Annotated in this window: 14 protein-coding genes and 3 tRNA genes; 7 read left to right on the top strand and 10 right to left on the bottom strand. The window is 33.4% G+C overall.

The features are described 5' to 3' along the window. Positions 1-266: 266 nt before the first annotated feature. From BUE10_RS14255 to BUE10_RS14245, 3 genes are read left to right on the top strand one after another with little or no spacing between them, the layout of a single operon-like run. On the top strand, positions 267-2,198 hold the full coding sequence (locus BUE10_RS14255; protein WP_073486176.1) for a tetratricopeptide repeat-containing sensor histidine kinase: 1,932 nt from the start codon (positions 267-269) through the stop codon (positions 2,196-2,198). Positions 2,199-2,208: 10 nt separating this feature from the next. Next, entirely contained in the window at positions 2,209-2,970 is a 762-nt protein-coding gene (locus BUE10_RS14250; protein WP_073486174.1) for a LytR/AlgR family response regulator transcription factor, read from the top strand. 32 nt (positions 2,971-3,002) lie between these two features. Next, on the top strand, positions 3,003-6,140 hold the full coding sequence (locus BUE10_RS14245; protein WP_073486172.1) for a T9SS type A sorting domain-containing protein: 3,138 nt from the start codon (positions 3,003-3,005) through the stop codon (positions 6,138-6,140). Between the two features lie 133 nt (positions 6,141-6,273). Here BUE10_RS14245 and BUE10_RS14240 read toward each other — a convergent pair whose 3' ends face one another. Then, positions 6,274-6,483 carry a hypothetical protein gene (locus BUE10_RS14240; protein WP_073486170.1) on the bottom strand — a complete coding sequence of 70 codons (210 nt, stop codon included), beginning with the start codon at positions 6,481-6,483 and terminating at the stop codon, positions 6,274-6,276. Between the two features lie 152 nt (positions 6,484-6,635). Further along, complete coding sequence (locus BUE10_RS14235) at positions 6,636-7,334, bottom strand: hypothetical protein (protein ID WP_073486169.1); 699 nt, start codon at positions 7,332-7,334, stop codon at positions 6,636-6,638. 205 nt (positions 7,335-7,539) lie between these two features. On the opposite strand from BUE10_RS14235, the gene BUE10_RS14230 reads away from it, so the two are divergent. Both BUE10_RS14230 and BUE10_RS14225 read left to right on the top strand, forming a co-directional pair. Further along, a complete protein-coding gene (locus BUE10_RS14230) occupies positions 7,540-7,866 on the top strand; it encodes a winged helix-turn-helix transcriptional regulator (RefSeq protein ID WP_073486167.1) in 327 nt (108 codons plus the stop codon). A 597-nt stretch (positions 7,867-8,463) separates the two neighbouring features. After that, the gene (locus BUE10_RS14225) at positions 8,464-12,729 is read left to right on the top strand and encodes an alpha-L-fucosidase (RefSeq protein ID WP_073486165.1); all 4,266 of its coding nucleotides are present in this window, start codon (positions 8,464-8,466) and stop codon (positions 12,727-12,729) included. A gap of 277 nt (positions 12,730-13,006) precedes the next feature. On the opposite strand, the gene BUE10_RS14220 is transcribed toward BUE10_RS14225, so the two are convergent. The 4 genes from BUE10_RS14220 to BUE10_RS14205 form a co-directional block, all read right to left on the bottom strand. Further along, a complete protein-coding gene (locus tag BUE10_RS14220; RefSeq protein WP_073486163.1) occupies positions 13,007-13,825 on the bottom strand; it encodes a lysophospholipid acyltransferase family protein in 819 nt (272 codons plus the stop codon). 349 nt (positions 13,826-14,174) lie between these two features. Next, a tRNA-Leu gene (locus tag BUE10_RS14215) sits at positions 14,175-14,257 on the bottom strand. 43 nt (positions 14,258-14,300) lie between these two features. Further along, positions 14,301-14,373: transfer RNA gene (locus BUE10_RS14210), tRNA-Lys, on the bottom strand. 40 nt (positions 14,374-14,413) lie between these two features. Then, positions 14,414-14,486: transfer RNA gene (locus BUE10_RS14205), tRNA-Lys, on the bottom strand. A gap of 127 nt (positions 14,487-14,613) precedes the next feature. Here BUE10_RS14205 and BUE10_RS14200 point away from each other — a divergent pair. Next, positions 14,614-15,132 carry a shikimate kinase gene (locus BUE10_RS14200; RefSeq protein WP_073486161.1) on the top strand — a complete coding sequence of 173 codons (519 nt, stop codon included), beginning with the start codon at positions 14,614-14,616 and terminating at the stop codon, positions 15,130-15,132. Here the strand turns inward: BUE10_RS14200 and BUE10_RS14195 are convergent. Next, complete coding sequence (locus BUE10_RS14195) at positions 15,124-15,624, bottom strand: phosphoribosyltransferase domain-containing protein (protein WP_073486159.1); 501 nt, start codon at positions 15,622-15,624, stop codon at positions 15,124-15,126. The genes BUE10_RS14200 and BUE10_RS14195 overlap by 9 nt on opposite strands. A gap of 183 nt (positions 15,625-15,807) precedes the next feature. Further along, the gene (locus tag BUE10_RS14190) at positions 15,808-16,197 is read right to left on the bottom strand and encodes an RNA-binding S4 domain-containing protein (RefSeq protein WP_073486157.1); all 390 of its coding nucleotides are present in this window, start codon (positions 16,195-16,197) and stop codon (positions 15,808-15,810) included. Positions 16,198-16,276: 79 nt separating this feature from the next. On the opposite strand from BUE10_RS14190, the gene BUE10_RS14185 reads away from it, so the two are divergent. Continuing rightward, positions 16,277-17,410, top strand: coding sequence for an FKBP-type peptidyl-prolyl cis-trans isomerase (locus BUE10_RS14185; RefSeq protein ID WP_073486155.1), 1,134 nt, complete (start codon positions 16,277-16,279; stop codon positions 17,408-17,410). A gap of 76 nt (positions 17,411-17,486) precedes the next feature. Here BUE10_RS14185 and BUE10_RS14180 read toward each other — a convergent pair whose 3' ends face one another. Both BUE10_RS14180 and BUE10_RS14175 read right to left on the bottom strand, forming a co-directional pair. After that, positions 17,487-18,440, bottom strand: coding sequence for a transketolase family protein (locus BUE10_RS14180; protein ID WP_073486153.1), 954 nt, complete (start codon positions 18,438-18,440; stop codon positions 17,487-17,489). Positions 18,441-18,515: 75 nt separating this feature from the next. After that, complete coding sequence (locus tag BUE10_RS14175; RefSeq protein WP_073486151.1) at positions 18,516-19,364, bottom strand: transketolase; 849 nt, start codon at positions 19,362-19,364, stop codon at positions 18,516-18,518. Between the last annotated feature and the right edge of the window lie 305 nt (positions 19,365-19,669).

Below are 19,669 nucleotides of genomic sequence, written 5' to 3'. Positions count from 1 at the left end.
TTTAATTAATTTGATTAGCTGCTAATGTAGTAATTACATTATTATTTAATTGTTAAAATGTAATATTTAACTTATAAAAATATATAAAATATAATTGAAGATATATCTTAAGAAAAAACATACTTTTTGAACTTCTGGTGTTGATGTATATTTTGAAATAGATAAAAAAAATCAAATAATAAGTGAAACCTGAGAAATAATAATTCATGTTCTGTTACTAAAAAACATATCATACATTTGTCTCACAACAAGCAAAATAAAAAATAGTGAGTCAAAAATTACGTCAAATAATTTTCTTTTTCTTCTTTCTTGCAGGGCAGGCGTCGAACGCTCAAAACGCTAAGATTGATAGTTTGAAAAGAGTGCTTATTTATACTAAAATTGATACTTCAAAAGTCAATGAGTATAATAAAATAGCCGATTTGTATAAAGAAATCAATCCTGATTCAACATTGTTTTATGCTCAAAAAGCAACGAATCTAAGTTTGAAATCGGACTTTACTTTTGGACTTGCGACTGCTTATGTCAATAAAGGAAACGCTTCCATAATTTTAGGGAATTACCCAAATGCTTTAAAATATTTTAAGACTGCACAATTAGAATTTAGAAAAGTTTTAAAAGAAGATTCAGGTAAAAAAGTAAAAAGCGGCCTGGCGCGTGCTTATGCGAGTTCTGGCGTGGTTTACTCGGAACAGAGTAATCAAATTTTGGCATTAAAAAATTACGAAGAAGCACTGCAGTTATATCAGGAAATTGATGAGCAGGCGAATGTTTCTAAAGCACTTAATAATATTGGGATTATTTATAAATCGCAGTTAAATTATCCAAAAGCGCTAGAATACTTAAAAAAAGCTTCTAAAATTCAAACTGAAACTGGAGAAAAAAATGCTGCTGTTACGCTTACCAATATTGGTGCAATTTACTTTGAAACGGGTCAGAATAAAAATGCGATTCTGTATTATAACAAAGCCAAAAAACTTTTTGAGAATACAGATAATGCGCGAGGCTATGCACTTTTGTGTAATTATTTAGGAGATTATTACAGGAAAGAAAACGATTTAAAACTGGCCAATGAATATTACACGAAGTCATTGGATTTATATGAAGAATTGCAGAATAAATTTGGAGCTTCACTTTCTTTATATAATATCGCAGGTTTACTTCAAGATCAAAAGAAATATAAAGAAGCAATGCCTTTTGCAGAGAAATCTCTTGCTTATGCAAAAGAAATAGGTGTTCTGGATCAAACGTATCATTCTGAAAAGTTATTGAGCGAATTGTACGAAGCTTTAAATGATCCAAAAGCAGCATTAGAACATTATAAAAATTATGTACAAGCGCGAGATAGTATTATTAATGAAACTACCAGTCAAAAATTTGCTTTGGCAGAAGTCAATTATGAGTACAGAAAAAAGGAAGCTTTATTATCTGAAAAGAACAAAAGACAGATTCAATTTGTTATTTTCTCCATTTTAGGTGCTTTACTTTTAATTGCCTTGATATTGGTAATTTATAATCGAATGCAGGTTAAACGTCAGCTCACATTGAAAAAAGAAGTTGCCGAATACGAGCAAAAAGCACTGCATTTACAAATGAACCCGCATTTTGTATTTAATTGTTTGAGTTCAATTTCTAGTTTTATTGTTCAGAATGGAACAGATTCGGCTTTGAAGTATTTGTCTAAATTTTCCAAGTTAATGCGGCTTACACTCGAATATTCAAAAGGTTCCTTAATTCCGATTGATAAAGAAATTGAAAGCCTTCAGAATTATCTGGAATTAGAAAAACTCCGCTTTCATGACAAATTTGAGTTTGAAATAAGATCAAGCGAAAGAGTCGAATTTAATATGGGATTACCGCCTTTACTGATTCAGCCCTTTGTAGAAAATGCCATTCTTCACGGAATTGTTCCTAAAGATGGAACCGGAAAAATTAAAGTTGACTTTGATGTAGAAAAAGAACAGTTGATCTGCACGATTAAAGATGATGGAATTGGTTTATCTGAATCGAAACATTTAAAAGAAAACTCGGTTACGGCCCATAAATCAATGGCTTTGGGAATTACAAAAAAGCGTTTGGAAATTATGGAATCCATAACCTCCAAATCTGCACAAATAGAAATTACCGAATTACAATCACAAAATAAAAAAACAGGAACAAAAGTCGTTCTGCGTCTGCCTGTTCAATACATACCTTAATTTTTAATAAATGATAACAGCAGTATTAATAGAGGACGACAAACATTTGAGAACGGGTTTAAAAGCGCTTTTAGAACGTTATACAAATGATATTTTAATTATTGGCGAAGCCGAAAGTGTAAAAACCGGAATTGCCGTGATTGAAAAATTAAGGCCTCAGGTTATTTTTCTGGATATTCATTTAACCGACGGAACTGGTTTTGATATTCTCGAAAGATTAAATAAAGTAAACGGAAAACTAAATGCTCACGTCGTATTTATCACTGCACATGAACAATACGCCGTAAAAGCATTTAAATTTAGTGCGCTTGATTTTATCTTAAAACCTGTTGATCCGGAGGAATTGCAAGATACAATGGCAAAAATTAAAGAAGCTGTTGGGAAAAACAATTCATTCGAAAATATTGATTTGCTGCTGGAAAACATCCGAAAAAAAGTGGACAATTTTAAACGTATTGCACTTTCTACCAGCGATGGAATTCATTTGTTTGAAGTTTCGGATATCATTCGCTGTGAAGCAAAAATTAATTACACGCAGTTTTTTATTAAAAATCACAAACCCATATTAATTTCTAAAACGCTTAAGGAATACGAAGAATTACTTTCAGAACATGGTTTTGAGCGCATTCATCAATCGCATTTAATTAATTTATCTTATCTGAAATCTTATATAAAAACAGATGGCAGTTATGTGATTATGGCTGATAATTCGAATATTCCGATTGCACAGAGCAAAAAAGAAAAATTGCAGGAATTAATAAATGCCCTTTAACGATTTCCCCAAAAACCAAAATATCACTAATTATGAGAAAAAAATTACTCCTATTTTTACTGTTCTTCACAGTAATACTAAAAGCACAGATTTTAAATTTTACCGATCCAACATTTAAAAACATGCTTGTAAATGGCGGTGCGGCAAATTTTACGGCTTATTCCGGCGGCGTTGCTGTTACGAGAATCGATACTAATTTTGATAACCAGATTCAGGTTTCGGAAGCGGCTTTAATTGACAAACTTTGGATTGAAGGTACCAATGCTTATGCGGTAACCAATATTCAGGGAATTGAAGGTTTTACGAATGTAACTGAATTGGGTTTTAACGGAATCAGCACGACTTCGATCAATTTAAGTGGTATGCCGAACTTAAAAACGATTTATGTAAAAAGCCCAACTTTGACTTCTGCAACAGTTTCCGGAATGAACGGATTAACGGGAGTTACTTTTATGGAAAACCCGCTGCTGACTTCTTTGACTATTTCAAATTGCTCCAGTCTTTCTAATATCGTGGCGCAGCAAAACCCGGTTTTTGCTGCATTAAATTTCAGCAGTCTTTCGGCTTTGAAACAATTGTATTTAGAAGATAATGTTTTGACTGAACTTGATTTAACAGGCTGTCCAAATTTGGAATATTTTAATGCGGTAAATAATAAATTGACGGCAATAAATGTTTCGGGATTAACAAAACTGACTACTTTTTTAATAACTGATAATCCAACTTTAGAAGATATAAATGCTTCGGGATGTACACTGCTTAATTTTCCGCAGTCTACTTTTCTTTCTTATAATGTATTAAAAACTGCTGATTTTTCAAATTGCTCCAGTTTACAAAATCTTCTAATTCAGGATAATCTGCTGACTACTTTAAATTTATCAGGCTGCAGTTCGTTACAGGGATTAAATGTGTTTAACAATGCATTGACAAATTTAAGTCTCACAGGATGTTCGGCACTTTTGACTATAGAGTGCTCCAAAAATCAATTAACGGCTTTAGATTTGAGTTCGTCTCCAAATCTTACTCAACTTAGAGCAAACACAAATTCTATTTCAAATTTGAATTTGACAGGTACTGTGAATTTAAAAAATGTTTTTTTGGTTTCTAATCAAATTCCTTCGCTTGATCTTTCGGGAAATACAAATTTGGAAATTTTAGAATTGGATATTAATCCAACTGCAAATCTAAATCTTTCAGGATGCACGAAGTTGAAAGTTTTAAGCATTCAGAATGTTCCGTTGGTAACTGCCGACTTTTCAAATTGCAATGCGCTTACAGTTATTAGTAATACTAGTGAAGCATTGAATTCAATAAATGTTCAGGGCTGTAGTGCGCTTGAAACACTTGTACTTTTAGGGACAAATGTTCAAAAAGCACCCTTGACTTCGTTGAACCTATCTGGATTGACCAATTTGAAACTTTTAAACTGCAGTTATAGCAACATCAATTCGATTAATTTAACAAATTGCAGTGCGTTGAAAACTGTGCTTTATTCTGATATGCCTTTAGCAACAGTTGATTTCTCTGATTCGCCAAATATTACGACTTTAAATATTACTAAAACAGGATTGCAAAATATTGATGTTTCGAATTTTTCAGCCCTTCAATCTTTGACAGCAAATGACAACCCGAATCTCAAAATGGTGTTTGCAAAAAACGGAAGTGATGAAGAACTCTATCTTAATACCGGAAATTCAAATTTAATTTTCGTTTGTCAGGATGATGCAAATGTAGCTGATACAAAAAGTTATTTGGTTGGGATTGGTTTACCGGCAGTTGTGGTAAATTCATATTGCAGTTTTAACCCGGGCGGAAACTATAATACGATAACGGGAACAATTGCTTTTGATGTAGATAATAATGGCTGTGATGCTGCTGATTCTAAACAAGCTAACGTAAAAGTGAATTTAAATGATGGTTCTTCTCTAAGTTCGACTTTTACAGATTTGAGCGGAAAATATACTTTCTTTACCGATGCCGGAAATTTTAATATAACAACAGCGGTTGAGAACCCGGCTTTCTTTTCTGTTTCGCCAACATCTCCAGTTGTTTCATTTGCAGATAACAACAATAACACCGCACAGCAAAATTTCTGCGTAAGCGCATTAGGAACGAACAGCGATGCAGAAATTGTGATTGCGTCCATATATCCTGCAAAACCCGGATTTATGGCTTGGTACGAAATTTTGATACGTAATAAAGGAAATCAAACGCTAAACGGTACAGCCAATTTAACCTACAACCAAAATATATTGCATTATGAAATAGCAACGCTGGCGCCAAATGTTCAAACTCCAGGCAATATCGGTTGGAACTATGCTAATTTACTTCCGTTTGAAAGCAGAAGAATTTATGTGGGATTAAATGTAAATACTCCGGTACAAGTTCCGCCGGCAAACATTGGAGACATTTTAAATTTTACTGCTTCAATAAATCCAATTGCTGGAGACAGTAATCCGGCAGATAATCAGTTTGTTTTTAATCAGGAAATAGTGAGTTCATTCGATCCAAATGATATTACTTGTTTAGAAGGCGAGAGCGTTTCTCCTTCAACAATTGGGGATTATTTACATTATGGAATCAATTTTGAAAATACAGGCACGGCAGAATCTGAAAATGTGGTTGTAAAGGTTGTTATAGATCAAAGTAAATATGATATTAACTCGCTTCAGTTATTAGATGCTTCGCATGCAGTACATGTTGTCATCAAGGGAAATACAGCCGAATTTGTTTTTGCAAAAATTAAATTAAGCACCTCAAAAGCGCCGCCGGTTGGAGGGCATGGAAATATTTTATTTAAGATTAAAACATTGCCATCGCTTAATTCAGGAGATGAGGTTGGACAAGATGCCAGTATTTATTTTGATTATAATGAAGCAGTTGATACCAATACAGCCGAAACCATTTTTAAATCATTAGGTAATAAAGATTTTGAAAAAGACAGCACTATAAATATATATCCAAATCCAACAAAAGGTGAGGTGTTTATTAATTGTGATAATACGATAAAAAGAATTGAATTGTTTGATGTTCAAGGAAGAATACTTCAATCTGTAATTGAAAACAAAAACAGTTCGAAAATTAATCTATCCAATAAATCAAATGGATTGTATTTTATCAGAATAACTTCCGAAAAAGGAATCTCTGTAGAGAAAATAATTAAGGAATAAATTTAGGTTACAATTTTATTTTGATTTAAAAGCCTTTCAAAGTTTGATGACTTTGAGAGGCTTTTTTATGATAAATAATAAAAACCCCTGCAAATAACAATTTGCAGGGGTAAATTATGATGTTTTATTTTTATTAAATTTTAAATTTCTCAATTCGTTTAGAATATAAATTAGCACCAAAAATTATTGCTCCAATAACGAATGGGACAAAGTGAGAAATTTGCCAAAAAAGATCTGATCCGGTTTTCAATCCTTCATTTGATACTTTAAATATACCCAATCCTATAAAGAATAAGCATATAACAAATAAAACAAATTGGATTTTATAATTTATCTTAATCATAGATTTTAAATTTTATAAGAAAAATCAACTAATTTAACTTGAAATGCTTTAATAAAAAAATATTTTGAGAATTTTTTATATAAGAAATTTGTAATTCTTTTCAGCACCTTTTGTGAAAGTAAAAGAAATCGTGAAATAGATAAACTTAGATTTTAGCGGTTTAAATTCAAAAGCACTAATTTATTCTGAATGGTTATAAATTCCTGCATCGCATTTTTTAAATCAGCCGGCATAGAATCAATTTTCTTTTGTTTAGCATAAAACTCATTTTCATCTTTGTAATGTGTAATACTCACTAAAAGATTTTTATCTTGAAAAACAGGTAATCTTGGAAAATCATTTTCAGCCATTTCGCTTACCCAAAGTGTTATATCTTCTATTTTTAAATTTTTAAGAAAAGGAATATAAGCAGTGTCAAATAAGTTAATAACCTTTTCAAGTGTGTTATTACAAATATAAAAATCTATAACGCTGAATGTTTTATCAGTTTTTAACAGTCCACTATTAATTTCTTTTTTTAATGGTCGTAATAAATAAACATTATCAGAGTTTATCATCATCTCGTTTGCACCTTTGCCATATTCTTTCCAGGTTGTGCTATTGATATAAAAATCATTCAGAAATTCTAATCGGGTTTTCATATCAGTAAAACCACGAAACCAAACAAATCGGTCATTTATGTTATCAATTTTGAATTCTCCCAGTGTGTAGCCGCCAAATTCATTCATTGGATCGACAAATTTCGAATGAAAATAATCGCGGAACTTATCGGTTAAATTTGGCTTTAATAAATAATTTCGGATTTCTAATACTTTTATGTTTTCTGAATTTTGCGGGGCTAAATTACTCATAGTGTTTTATTTATATGTATTAGTATGGGTTTGCGAGAAATTATAATGAATAAACATAAATGATGCTGACTTTTCATATTCATCTTCTTAAAGCCTTAACAAATAAAGTAATTTAATATCTTTATCGCAAGTACATACATTTTAGTTCTTTAGGTGCTAAAAGTATACTATTGTTGATTATTAGTGTTTTATAAAATAAATAGTAATGGAGAAAAAAAATATAAAAGTTTATTGCCCTGTTGATTATGCTTTTCAAAGAATAGGAGGGAAATACAAAGGAAGAATTTTGTGGTATTTAAAAGATGGTTTGATGAGGTATGGTGAATTAAAAAAAGCTGTTGAAGGCATAACGCCAAAAATGCTTACTCAAACACTTAAAGAGTTAGAAGCTGATGATCTGATTTCAAGAAAGGTTTATCCTGAAGTTCCGCCTCGTGTTGAATATACTCTTATTGAAAATGGACAAGAATTAATTCCTTTTATCAATCAAATGAGGATTTGGGGAGAAAAGCAAATGGGTTTGAATATATGATTCAATTGTTTTGGTTTACTTCTGAAAAGGGAATCTTTGTAGAAAAAATAATTAAGGAAATAAATTTAGGTTAAGAATTTATTCTGATTTAAGAGCCTTTCAAATTGTAGAATTTGAGAGGCTTTTTTAATGAAACATATTGATGTAAAATTGAAAAACCTTCGCTTGAATATTTTAGGGTTTATAAATGATTTAGCCGAATTTTCGAGAAAAACACATAAATCAAAGTAATATTATTCTTTCATATTGTGTTATTCAATAATAATTAATATATTAGTATTTGTTTTGTAACATGCTGATTTTTAATGATTAAGAATGTATTTTGTGCCGTTTTTTCTTTTTAACTGCCAATTAGGAGTTAGCATTTGTAATAGTACCTGCCATAATTAAGACTTCATGAAATTTTCAAATGGTAATAATGTAGAAATATGTTATTCGATAAAATTCTTTAAGAATAAACCATAAAATTGAGGAGAACAAATAAGTGGTTAGACATCTTCTTGACACGGTAAATTACACTTCCAAAAAGACCGAATAAAGCAACAATAACACATACAGCTTTTTTTAATATTACTTACACCTTAATCAATTAATGTTATGAAAAAATCAACCTTACAAACACTTACAGATGAAGAGCTGCTTACTATAACGCAGCAATATACTTTTAAACACTTCTGGGATCATGCAACAATTTCAGGAATGGTAAACAACCGCATTCCTGTTTCGGGTACACTTGGAACTACGACTACATCAGGAGGTACAGGATTTGGGATAATGGCTATTTTAGTAGGCATCGAGAGAGGATTTATTACCAGAGAACAAGGGCGTCAGCGTATTGAGAAAATTGTTGATTTCTTAACTAATTCAGCTACAAATTACAAGGGGGCTTTTGCTCATTGGATCAACGGAAATACGGGTAAAACTGTTCCGTTTAGTGCAAAAGATAATGGAGCTGATTTGGTTGAAACATCATATCTGATGCAGGGCTTTATTACGGCACGCCAGTATTTTAACCAGCCCATTTTGGCAGAACAGGATTTGGTTGTTAAAATCAATGTACTCTGGAACAATGTCGACTGGAATTACTTTACATTCGGATCGGATAAGTTGTACTGGCATTGTGATAATGAATTGCAGAACGTAATTCAATTACCCATTATTGGCTGGAACGAGTGTATGATTACCTATGTGCTGGCAATTGCTTCGCCCACTCATGCCATAGATCCTAGTTTGTGGCAAACTGGCTGGTCATCTGGTCGTAGTTATAAAAACAAAAATCAAAAGTTTTATGATATTACTCTTCCTCTTGGTGGCGGAACTGCAAAAGGCGGACCTTTATTTTTTGCTCATTATTCTTTTTTAGGATTCAATCCAAAAAACTTAAGGGATACTTATAATGATGTAAATTATTTCCAGCAAAATGTAGCTCATACTTTAATTAATAGGGCGTATTGTGAGGAAAATCCGCTGGAATATACCGGATATGGAGAGAGCAAAGCCTGGGGATTGACTGCTTGTGATGGATATACTGGTTACAATGCCTTTTCACCTGGAAATGACAAAGGTGATATTGCCCCTACTGCAGCTATCTCGTCAATGCCCTATACACCCAAAGAGTCATTAGCTGCCCTGAGATATTTTTATGAGAAATTGGGAGCGAAAATCTGGAATGAAAGAGCAGGATTTGTAGACTCTTTCAATGAAACTGCCGATTGGTTCGATGGTTATTATTTAGCTATAGATCAGGGGCCGATTATTTGTATGATCGAAAATTATCGTTCGGGTTTACTTTGGGATTATTTTATGTCTGCTCCTGAAATTCAAACAACGCTGGGTAAACTAAACTTTAAGCCAGACTACTACCCACGTCCAATAAATAGAAAACCACTTGTAATTGATAATTTTGAAAACGGACAGATCAATTTTACAGATAAAATAACCTCAAATCCACCAGCAGATATAAAGATTACGGTGGTAGATAACCCGAATAAAACGGGGTCTAACCAAAGTAATAAAGTTCTAAAACTTGAACGTCTTAACAATACCTATAAATGGGCTGGATTTATGTGTACATTAAATGAAACCGTCTCTGAATATAAGTATTTGTACATGAGATATTATCGCAATAATCCAAATTCTCAGATAAGACTTAGTGTTTCAAGTGAATTTATGCCTCAAAGTCCACCCAGTAAAGTGGGCGAATGGGAGGTGGCGGTGTTTGATTTATTATCACATAAGGTAAAGGATATCTCTTATTTTAGTATTCAACCCGATTTTACTGATAATCGTGCCGTTGGTGATGTTGTTTATATTGATGAGCTGACTTTTAGCGATACTGAAATTGATATGGATCCTTTCTATAACAATAATCCTAAAGAACTTAAAGTAATCGATGTACAAACCAATTCCATTTCTTTATCATGGGATACACTTCCTGAAGCAACTTCATACGATGTATTTAAAGATGGTGTTTTTTATCAAAATGTTAGGGTCAATTCGATAACTATCCATGATTTGAATTCATTTGATATTTACTGTTTCGCAGTAAAAGGCCGAGATGACAACCAGAATCTTTTTACTAAGATGAGCAACAATCTTTATGCAGCCACTCTAGAGACAAAAGTACATAAAGACGAACGAATGGCCTGGTGGCGTGAGGCGGGCTTTGGGCTATTTCTGCATTGGGGTACTTACTCCGGACTGGCAGGACATTATACAGGGCCAACGTTAATGAAAACAGGGCCATATGTAGAACCTGATTACTGGATGCAGGATTACTATTCAAGTTATCGTCCTGAATGGATTAATCCGGATGGAACTATTAAAATTGATCCAACAACAGGGGAGCCTTACAAACAGGGGCAATATGCGGAATGGATTATGTTTGCAGCTCAGATTCCCAGAGTTGAATACAAATCGCGCTGGCAGCAAAATTTTACGGCTCAAAACTTCAATCCTGCAGAATGGGTAAGAATGGCAAAAGACGCAGGAATGAAATATATTGTTATTACTGCCAAACATCACGAAGGTTTTGCCTTAATGCACACACATCATGTTGGATATAATGTTCAGGATGATACCAATATTTCAGCCGATATTTTGAAAAATCTGGTGACTATAGCTCACGCAGCAGGTTTAAAAATTGGATTTTACTATTCACAATGTCTGGATTGGATGAATCCGGGAGGAATGGGCTGGATTCCTCAGAATGCTACAGCAAGTAATGAGGCTTCTTACGAGGATCAGTCTAAATATACAGATACAATTGTAATTCCTCATATTCACACTATGATTAATGATTACGGTATTGATTTGATATGGTGGGATATGGGAGGAGGAAGTACACCAGAATTCCGTTATCGAATGATGAAAGCCATTAAAAACATTCCCGGATCTGATCGTTTGATATTCAATGACCGAATGGAAGATGGCCTGACTGGAGATTATGCAACTCCGGAACAAAATATTCCTAACATACCACCAAACGGAGACGGAACAGATTGGGAAACCTGTATGACCATGAATGATAATTGGGGGTATGATGCTTACGATCCGCGCTGGAAAACCGAAACAGATTTAATTCAAAAATTCATCGATATTGTAAGTAAGGGAGGTAACTTTTTGCTTAATATAGGCCCAGAAGGAGACGGGACATTTCCACAAGAAGCTATAAACAGACTTGAGGGGTTTGCGGTCTGGATAGCTGTAAATAAAACAGCAGTAGAAAAAGTACAGCCCAGTCCGTATACAAAGCAATTGCCTTGGGGACGAGCTACCCGTAAAATTATAGACGGAACACAATACCTTTTCCTGCATGTATTTACAGAGAATTGGCCTAAAGATGGAAAATTAATTGTTCCAGATCTACTTGACGGAAGTATTGTCAAAGCATATTTTCTTGCAGATAATGCCAAAACAGCATTAGATATAGCTCCAAAGGACAATGCTTTGGGATATATTATTTCGATACCTGCCAATCCTCTAGATTATATCAGTACAACTATTGTCCTGGAAATGTCAGGAATCGTAGATATACTTGTCCACTTTGTTGAACAATTTAACGACGGTACACTTAATTTGAATGCAGTCGATGCTACTCCAACGGGATTAAGCATTGAAAATGGGCCTCTATATAATTTAGGAGGATGGACTGATGATACTAAATTTGCGACATGGCATGTTGAAGTTAAACAATCAGGAAACTTTTTCCTGGATGCGGTTGTATCAGGCTATTCTGGACAATTTGTGCTAAAAATAAAAGGAGTAGATCAAGGTCCTTATCCGTTTATAATTGCAACAAGTGGTTTTGATAACTATGAGGACTTATCCATAGGGAAAGTTGATTTACCTATTGGTGTTTATGAGATTGAACTGCATCGTATTTCTAATGGCGGCTTTGACCCTGTTAATGTGCGTCAAATTTCGATTCATCCGGCAGTTGATAAAACTCCTATTGTAAATCAAAATGCAGATAGAAGCCTTGTTCTTCCTGCTAAAAATGCCATACTGTACGGAAGTAATATTGTAATAGAACATGCTCCTAATTATAACATTGGAGCATGGACAAATGCAAATGATTATGCGGCATGGAGAGTGAAAGTGAATGTGGCGGGCATTTACCATTGGCAAAGCGAATTGGCAGGGTATTCGGGCAAATTTCAACTGGTTATAAATGGTATTACAACTATTAAATATTCGTTTACTACAACTAATAATAATTATGAAAACTATCAAATTAAGCAATTGGGTGATGTTTATTTGGAAGAAGGTATTTATTATATCGAATTGCACCGTATTTCAAGCGGCTGGGATCCTGTCAATGTACGTAATATTACATTCTATCAAGATTTGCTTCTTAAATAATCAATATAGGTTAGGAATTGTTTCTATAAAGAAGTAATACGTAAAAAGGATGTGCCGAAATATAATTTGGCACATCCTTTTTTAAATTGTTTTACTGTCAGTATTTCATTTTTTGGATTTAATGATGAATCCGAAAAATGGAAAGTTGAACACCATGGTACAAAATTCGAATCTTTTGTTCGAAGATTTCCAGATTTTAAGTAAGTTGAAAGGGATTTAAAAAGAGAAGTATTTGATTTTCAAAGTTTGCCATAAGCGTTAAATAGACTTGAATCTCTTAATTATGTAATTGATTTTTGAGAGCGTATAGCTTGCTTCTAAGATTTTTTAACATTAGAGGATCGGAAACTTTACCTCTAACTCTGGTTAAAATAATGGTTTCTCCGATAGTCATCTTCAAAGCATGTCCTTGTTTGTTAAAGAGTTCCGAAATCAGTTTTGATGTTTGTAACATCGGGTGAATTGATTTTAACATACTGAAGAAAAAACCATTATTTCCATGAAAATATATAGGTAGAATAGGAACGTCTGCTTTACAGATAATTTTCCCTACCACAGGATGCCACTCTGGATCTGTGATTTCACTCGTCTTAAAATTATAAGATGAAACTTCTCCCGCAGGAAATATTGCAACAGGAATACCTTCTGATAAAGCTTTGAGTGTCATTTTTAATCCCGTAATGCTCGCAGAATTTTGTACATTTTCAAATGGATTTACCGCAATAATGCATTTTTCCAGATTTGGGATTTCCTTTAATAAAAAATTCCCCATATACATTGTGTCAGGACGTATTTTCGCGATTGTACTTAATAAAGCTAATGATTCGATACCTCCATAGGGATGATTTGCAACAACTATAAAAGCACCTTCACGAGGAATATTTAGTAATTCGGCAGCATCAAATTGGACTTTTACACCAATTTTCATTAAGACATAATTAGCAAAATCTGCACCCTCAAGATTACCTGCTTCTTTTACAATAGTATTTAAATTGTTAATTTTCATTACTTTCATCAAATAAGAGGATAATCCTGGAATAGGAATTTTAGAAAGGCCGGCAGCTTCAGAAAATTTTTCTTTGGATATCAATGTCATATTATAGTTTATTAAGGTTGAATGCGAAAACTAATAAAAAACCTAAAAGGAATGAAACTAGCAATAGGTTAATGTTTATTCGTGAAATTTTGTTATTGTAACTTTATGACTTGAAACAAGAATTTGGAGTTATGAAAAGGAGAGATGGTCAATCATCTGCATATTCTTTATCGCAATCACGGGTAAAGATACTCTGATTTTATATGCGAACATTGAATATGCAAATAAAAACAACGTTGAAGAGGAAGGATATTTGCCTGACATCCAACTTTTGTATTTCTCGTAATACTGACTTTGTAATTATAGAAATAAAAAAAGGTAAAACACATAATGTGTTTTACCTTTTTTGTGACCATGGAGGGATTTGAACCCTCACGCCCTTGCGAGCACCACCCCCTCAAGATGGCGAGTCTACCGTTTCTCCACATGGCCTAAATGCAAAAAAGGTCAAGTAAATTAATACTCGACCTTTTTGTGACCCGACTGGGGCTCGAACCCAGGACCCCATCATTAAAAGTGATGTGCTCTACCGACTGAGCTATCGAGTCATTGCTTTCAAGAAACTTATTTTGTTAATCACAAATTTTGTGACCCGACTGGGGCTCGAACCCAGGACCCCATCATTAAAAGTGATGTGCTCTACCGACTGAGCTATCGAGTCATATTCGTTTCTTGAATGCGGGTGCAAATATAAGGAGTTTATTTTATTATTTGCAAGCAATTTTATTATAAATTTGTCTTTTTTTAACCAAAATTTACAATCCCTTAGTTTATAGGGTTTTATTAAAATGAAAAAAATCGTATTATTAGGATATATGGGTTGCGGAAAGTCAACAATTGCCCAAAACTTGTCAAAAATTACAAATATTCCCTTTCTCGATTTAGATAATTGTATCGAAAAAAAAACAAATTTGTCTATAAAAGAGATTTTCGAAAAGCATGGTGAGATCTATTTTAGAAAATTAGAGCACGAAATGTTTCTTGAATTACTTCAATCTTCAGAAAATAGTATTATTGGTTTAGGAGGAGGAACTCCATGTTATGCAAATAATCATTTATTATTGCAAAGAGAGGATATTACATCTATATATTTAAAAGCTTCAATAGAGACTTTATATAATAGATTAGTTTACAATAAAAGTAAACGCCCTTTAATTGCAGATATGAATGAAGATGAAATGAAAGAATTTATCGCAAAACATTTATTCGACAGAAGTTTTTATTACAACCACGCACAACACAAAGTTGTGGTAGATAATAAAACGGTCGATGAAACAGTTGATGATATTTTAGAAATCTTAGCTTAGAAAGGCGTAATTGTCTCCGTTTTCATCAAAAACAACCTGAACGTGCTCTAATAAAGACGTAGATAAAGAAATGCCTTTAAAATCGGCTTTTACAGGATACTTTTTGTGATTTCGGTCTACAAGCACTGCAGTTTTGAATTTTTTAAGCGGAACGTCCAGAAAATGACGAACAGCGTAGATTAATGTTGTGCCTGAGTTTAAGACATCATCAACAAGAACTAATCCTTTATTGGAATATTCTTCTGCAGATAAAGAAGTCTGAATAGGCAGCTGCGGATTTTGTTTGTCAACCCGTACTTCGCAAAGAGAAATTTTTAAAGTAGATATATCGCTTAATACAGTTGCGATTTTTTGAGCAAAAACAGAACCGCTGGAAGCAATTCCGGCAATTACAACTTCTTCTTCGTCAACAAACGTCTCGTAAATTTGATAAGCAATACGTTTTATTTTGTGTTCGATTTCTTGATTGGTTAAGATGATGTTTTTGCTCATGATTTATTTTTTTTTTGCTAAAATACAATTAGAATTTTAGATTTTAGATTTTAGAATTCAGATTTTTTGATGAAATTCCAATAAATGAAATTCCAAATTCCAATTTAATGTTGAGGTTTCCGATCATCAATTGCTTGTGTTTAACTTTAGGTTTGCTGAATTTTGGAATTTAAAAATTGGAATTTACTCTGTTTCTTCCTCGTCAATAAAATCACTTCCATAATCATCAATATCCCTTCTGTCTTTTTTAGTTGGTCTTCCGGTTCCGGTTTTGCGATAATGCTCTTTAGATAGTTTTAATAATTCTAAATGTTCGTAAGCTTCTGCAGGGGTTTCATTTTTGCGGTAAATATCAACAAGTTTAGCTCCCACACGACTTTCCGGAATATCGAGTACGGTAATAATTTGTGTAATTTGATCTTTTCTAAAAGTAATTCTATCAGTAGGAAAAACTTCTTTAGATGGTTTTGCGACTTGACCATTTACCGTAACGTGGTTCTTTTTGCAAGCCTCGGTTACCATGTTTCTGGTCTTATAATAACGCACGCACCATAAGTATTTATCTATTCTCATAATTTTTCTAAAATCCAAGTTAAATTTTTTACAAAAATAAATCAATATTGTATCTTGCGCACCTAAAAAATTAACAATAATGAATAAATTTAAATATTATTTTATTTTATTACTTGCAGGCATAGCTATAGTTTCTTGTAGTAAAGACCATGACGATCCGGAAACAGTTCCTTTGAGAGATTATAAGGCACAATATCTAGCTGACAACGATTCTATTGTTAAATATTTACAGACTAATTATATAAAAGAAGTTACGGCTAATTTCGATATTACAATTGAAAAAATTCCGGCAGGAGGAACACAAACTTCAATCTGGGCTCAAACAGTATATCCTTTGCAAATCAGAGATGTTTATAATCATGATGTTACATATAAAGTGTATTATCTATCTTTAAATAAAGGTAGTGGAGATGCTCCTTTAAATACAGACAGAATTTTTGCTTCATATGAAGGAAGTTTGCTAAACGGAACCGTATTTGACTCTTCTTATGGTGTAGGAAGAAGTTTTGAATTATATATGCATTCTGCACAGTCTGTAATTGATGGCTGGGGCGAAATTTTTCCGCAGTTTAAAACAGGTACGCCTAGTGCTCCGGGTCCTGATGGTACAATAACCTATACAGATTTTGGTGCAGGAGTAATGTTTTTACCTTCTGGATTAGGATATTATGGTTCAGGACAAGAAAATATCCCTGCTTATTCGCCTTTAGTGTTTAGTTTTAAATTGTTCGGACTTCAAAGATTAGATCATGATTTTGATGGTGTTTTCGATTATCAGGAAGATTTAAATGGAGATGGCTATGTGTATGATTTTAGAGATACTGCAAGATATCCAACTCCGCCAGCAACCATGGTGCCTGATGATACAGATAAAGATGGTATTCCAGATTATGTAGATACAGATGATGATGGAGATGGTTTTTCTACTTTTTATGAAATTACAAAACCAGCAAACCAAATTGGCTGGGTAGATAATGTGTTTAATGGATCAAGTACTTATTACCCTTGGGATCCTGTTGTAGATAATCCAAGTACGCCAAATGCAGATGAAACGGAACCAAGAGGAATTCCTAGAAGACCAACAGGGCCTCTTAAAACTGAAGGACAGCCCGAATCAATTGATAATCCTAAAAGTTTTGTAGAAGACGATTATAAAGCTGCGGTAAGAACGAGAATTCATTTAGATAAAACGTATCCTTATCAAAAGAAGTAATAAAATATAAGACATAAAAAAAACCTCGAAATCACTTTCGAGGTTTTTTGTTTTTATAAAGTAAGAAAACTAAAAATTATTTTCTTTTGATTACTCTTTCTACAGCTTCAACAATTGCTTGATTGTTTAGTTTGTATTTTTCCATTAATTGCTCTGGAGTTCCAGATTCACCAAAACTATCTTGTACTGCTACAAATTCTTGTGGAGTTGGATTCTTTAAAGCTAATACACCTGAAACGCTTTCTCCCAAACCTCCAAGATAGTTGTGTTCTTCAGCAGTAACTACACATCTTGTTTTAGCAACAGATTTAAGAATAGCTTCTTCATCAAGTGGTTTAATAGTATGAATGTTGATTACTTCAGCAGAAATTCCTTTTGCTTCTAATGCTTCAGCAGCAATAAGAGCTTCCCAAACTAAGTGTCCAGTTGCAATAATAGTTACATCAGTTCCTTCGTTTAATAAAATTGCTTTTCCAATTACAAATGGTTCGTCAGCAGGAGTGAAGTTAGCCACAACCGGACGACCAAAACGTAAATAAGCAGGCCCATGATGATCTGCTAATGCTAATGTTGCAGCTTTGGTTTGATTGTAATCGCAAGTATTGATTACAGTCATTCCCGGTAACATTTTCATTAATCCAATATCTTCTAAAATTTGGTGCGTTGCTCCGTCTTCGCCTAATGTTAAACCAGCGTGAGAAGCACATATTTTTACGTTTTTATCTGAATAAGCAACAGATTGACGAATTTGATCGTAAACTCTTCCTGTTGAGAAGTTAGCGAAAGTTCCGGTAAATGGAATTTTTCCTCCAATTGTTAAACCTGCAGCAATACCAATCATGTTAGCTTCTGCAATACCAATTTGGAAAAAACGCTCTGGGTGATTTTTTTTGAAATCATCAAATTTTAATGATCCAATTAAATCTGCACAAAGTGCTACTACATTTTCATTTTTTTGACCTAGTTCAGTCATTCCCGCTCCAAAACCAGAACGAGTATCTTTACTTCCTGTATTTTCGTATTTTTTCATTTTATATTTTGCTGTACGCAATAAGGCTGTAGGCAATAGGCATAAAGCTTACTGCTTAAAGCTTAAAGCTGGTTTTTAATAGTCTGCTAAAGTTGAGATGTTTTGAGCTAAAGCACTTGCCAACTGGTCGTTGTTTGGTGCTTTACCATGCCAAGCATGAGTGTGCATCATAAAATCTACTCCATTACCCATTTCAGTATGTAGTAAAATGCAAACTGGTTTACCTTTTCCTGTTCTTGATTTTGCATCATTTAAACCTGCAAGAATTGCATCAATGTCGTTTCCTTTTTCGATATCGATAACATCCCAGCCAAAAGCCTCAAATTTAGCACGGATACTTCCCATTGGTAAAACTTCATCAGTTGTACCGTCAATTTGTTTTCCGTTAAGGTCAATAGTCGAAATTATATTGTCTACTTTTTTAGCAGAAGCATACATGATAGCTTCCCAGTTTTGACCTTCTTGTAATTCTCCATCTCCGTGTAAAGAATAAATTAAATGATTGTCTCCATTTAATTTTTTAGCTTGAGCTGCTCCAAGAGCTACAGATAAACCTTGTCCTAATGAACCAGAAGCTATACGAACTCCAGGTAACCCTTCGTGAGTTGTTGGGTGTCCTTGTAAACGTGAGTTTAATAATCTGAAAGTTGCAAGTTCTGAAACAGGGAAATAACCGCTACGTGCTAATACGCTATAAAAAACTGGAGAAATATGCCCATTAGAAAGGAAGAAAAGATCTTCTCCAATTCCGTTCATATCAAAACCTTCTTTGCGGTCCATAATATTTTGGTATAGTGTAACCAAAAATTCAGTACAACCTAGTGATCCACCTGGGTGGCCAGAGTTTACAGCATGTACCATTCTAAGAATATCTCTTCTTACTTGGATCGTTAAATCGCTTAATTGTTGTGTGTTAGGCTTCATTTTATATGTAAAAGTTAAACTGTTGCAAAAGTAATCGTTATTTTGCGGGCTGACAAATGATTTTCTGCTTTAGTTTACCACAATTGTTAAATTCTATTTCTTTTTTTATTAATCTTAAAAAAAAAGCCAATTTGCTTTAGATTTTCTAAATTCCGCATTTTAGATGTTATGTTTTTAAGTAAATTCCTAAACAAAAAAAGCCCTTTGAAAGCTACCGTCTGGACACAAATATGTTTTTGATTATATTTGATAAAAAGTGCAGACTAGATATTTTGAAAATTTAAAAGACAAGCGATTGTTGAATA

This window comes from Flavobacterium sp. CF108, assembly GCF_900129795.1.
Classification (GTDB): Bacteria; Bacteroidota; Bacteroidia; order Flavobacteriales; family Flavobacteriaceae; genus Flavobacterium.
The sequence above is the reverse complement of the archived record's forward strand: the minus strand, read 5'-3'. Positions and strand labels throughout refer to the sequence as shown.

Bases quoted from the DNA above. Each gene is read 5' to 3' on its own strand.
- BUE10_RS14250 (WP_073486174.1), top strand. From the start codon at position 2,209: ATGATAACAGCAGTATTAATAGAGGACGACAAACATTTGAGAACGGGT.
- BUE10_RS14245 (WP_073486172.1), top strand. From the start codon at position 3,003: ATGAGAAAAAAATTACTCCTATTTTTACTGTTCTTCACAGTAATACTA.
- BUE10_RS14240 (WP_073486170.1), bottom strand. From the start codon at position 6,483: ATGATTAAGATAAATTATAAAATCCAATTTGTTTTATTTGTTATATGC.
- BUE10_RS14235 (WP_073486169.1), bottom strand. From the start codon at position 7,334: ATGAGTAATTTAGCCCCGCAAAATTCAGAAAACATAAAAGTATTAGAA.
- BUE10_RS14230 (WP_073486167.1), top strand. From the start codon at position 7,540: ATGGAGAAAAAAAATATAAAAGTTTATTGCCCTGTTGATTATGCTTTT.
- BUE10_RS14225 (WP_073486165.1), top strand. From the start codon at position 8,464: ATGAAAAAATCAACCTTACAAACACTTACAGATGAAGAGCTGCTTACT.
- BUE10_RS14220 (WP_073486163.1), bottom strand. From the start codon at position 13,825: ATGACATTGATATCCAAAGAAAAATTTTCTGAAGCTGCCGGCCTTTCT.
- BUE10_RS14200 (WP_073486161.1), top strand. From the start codon at position 14,614: ATGAAAAAAATCGTATTATTAGGATATATGGGTTGCGGAAAGTCAACA.
- BUE10_RS14195 (WP_073486159.1), bottom strand. From the start codon at position 15,624: ATGAGCAAAAACATCATCTTAACCAATCAAGAAATCGAACACAAAATA.
- BUE10_RS14190 (WP_073486157.1), bottom strand. From the start codon at position 16,197: ATGAGAATAGATAAATACTTATGGTGCGTGCGTTATTATAAGACCAGA.
- BUE10_RS14185 (WP_073486155.1), top strand. From the start codon at position 16,277: ATGAATAAATTTAAATATTATTTTATTTTATTACTTGCAGGCATAGCT.
- BUE10_RS14180 (WP_073486153.1), bottom strand. From the start codon at position 18,440: ATGAAAAAATACGAAAATACAGGAAGTAAAGATACTCGTTCTGGTTTT.
- BUE10_RS14175 (WP_073486151.1), bottom strand. From the start codon at position 19,364: ATGAAGCCTAACACACAACAATTAAGCGATTTAACGATCCAAGTAAGA.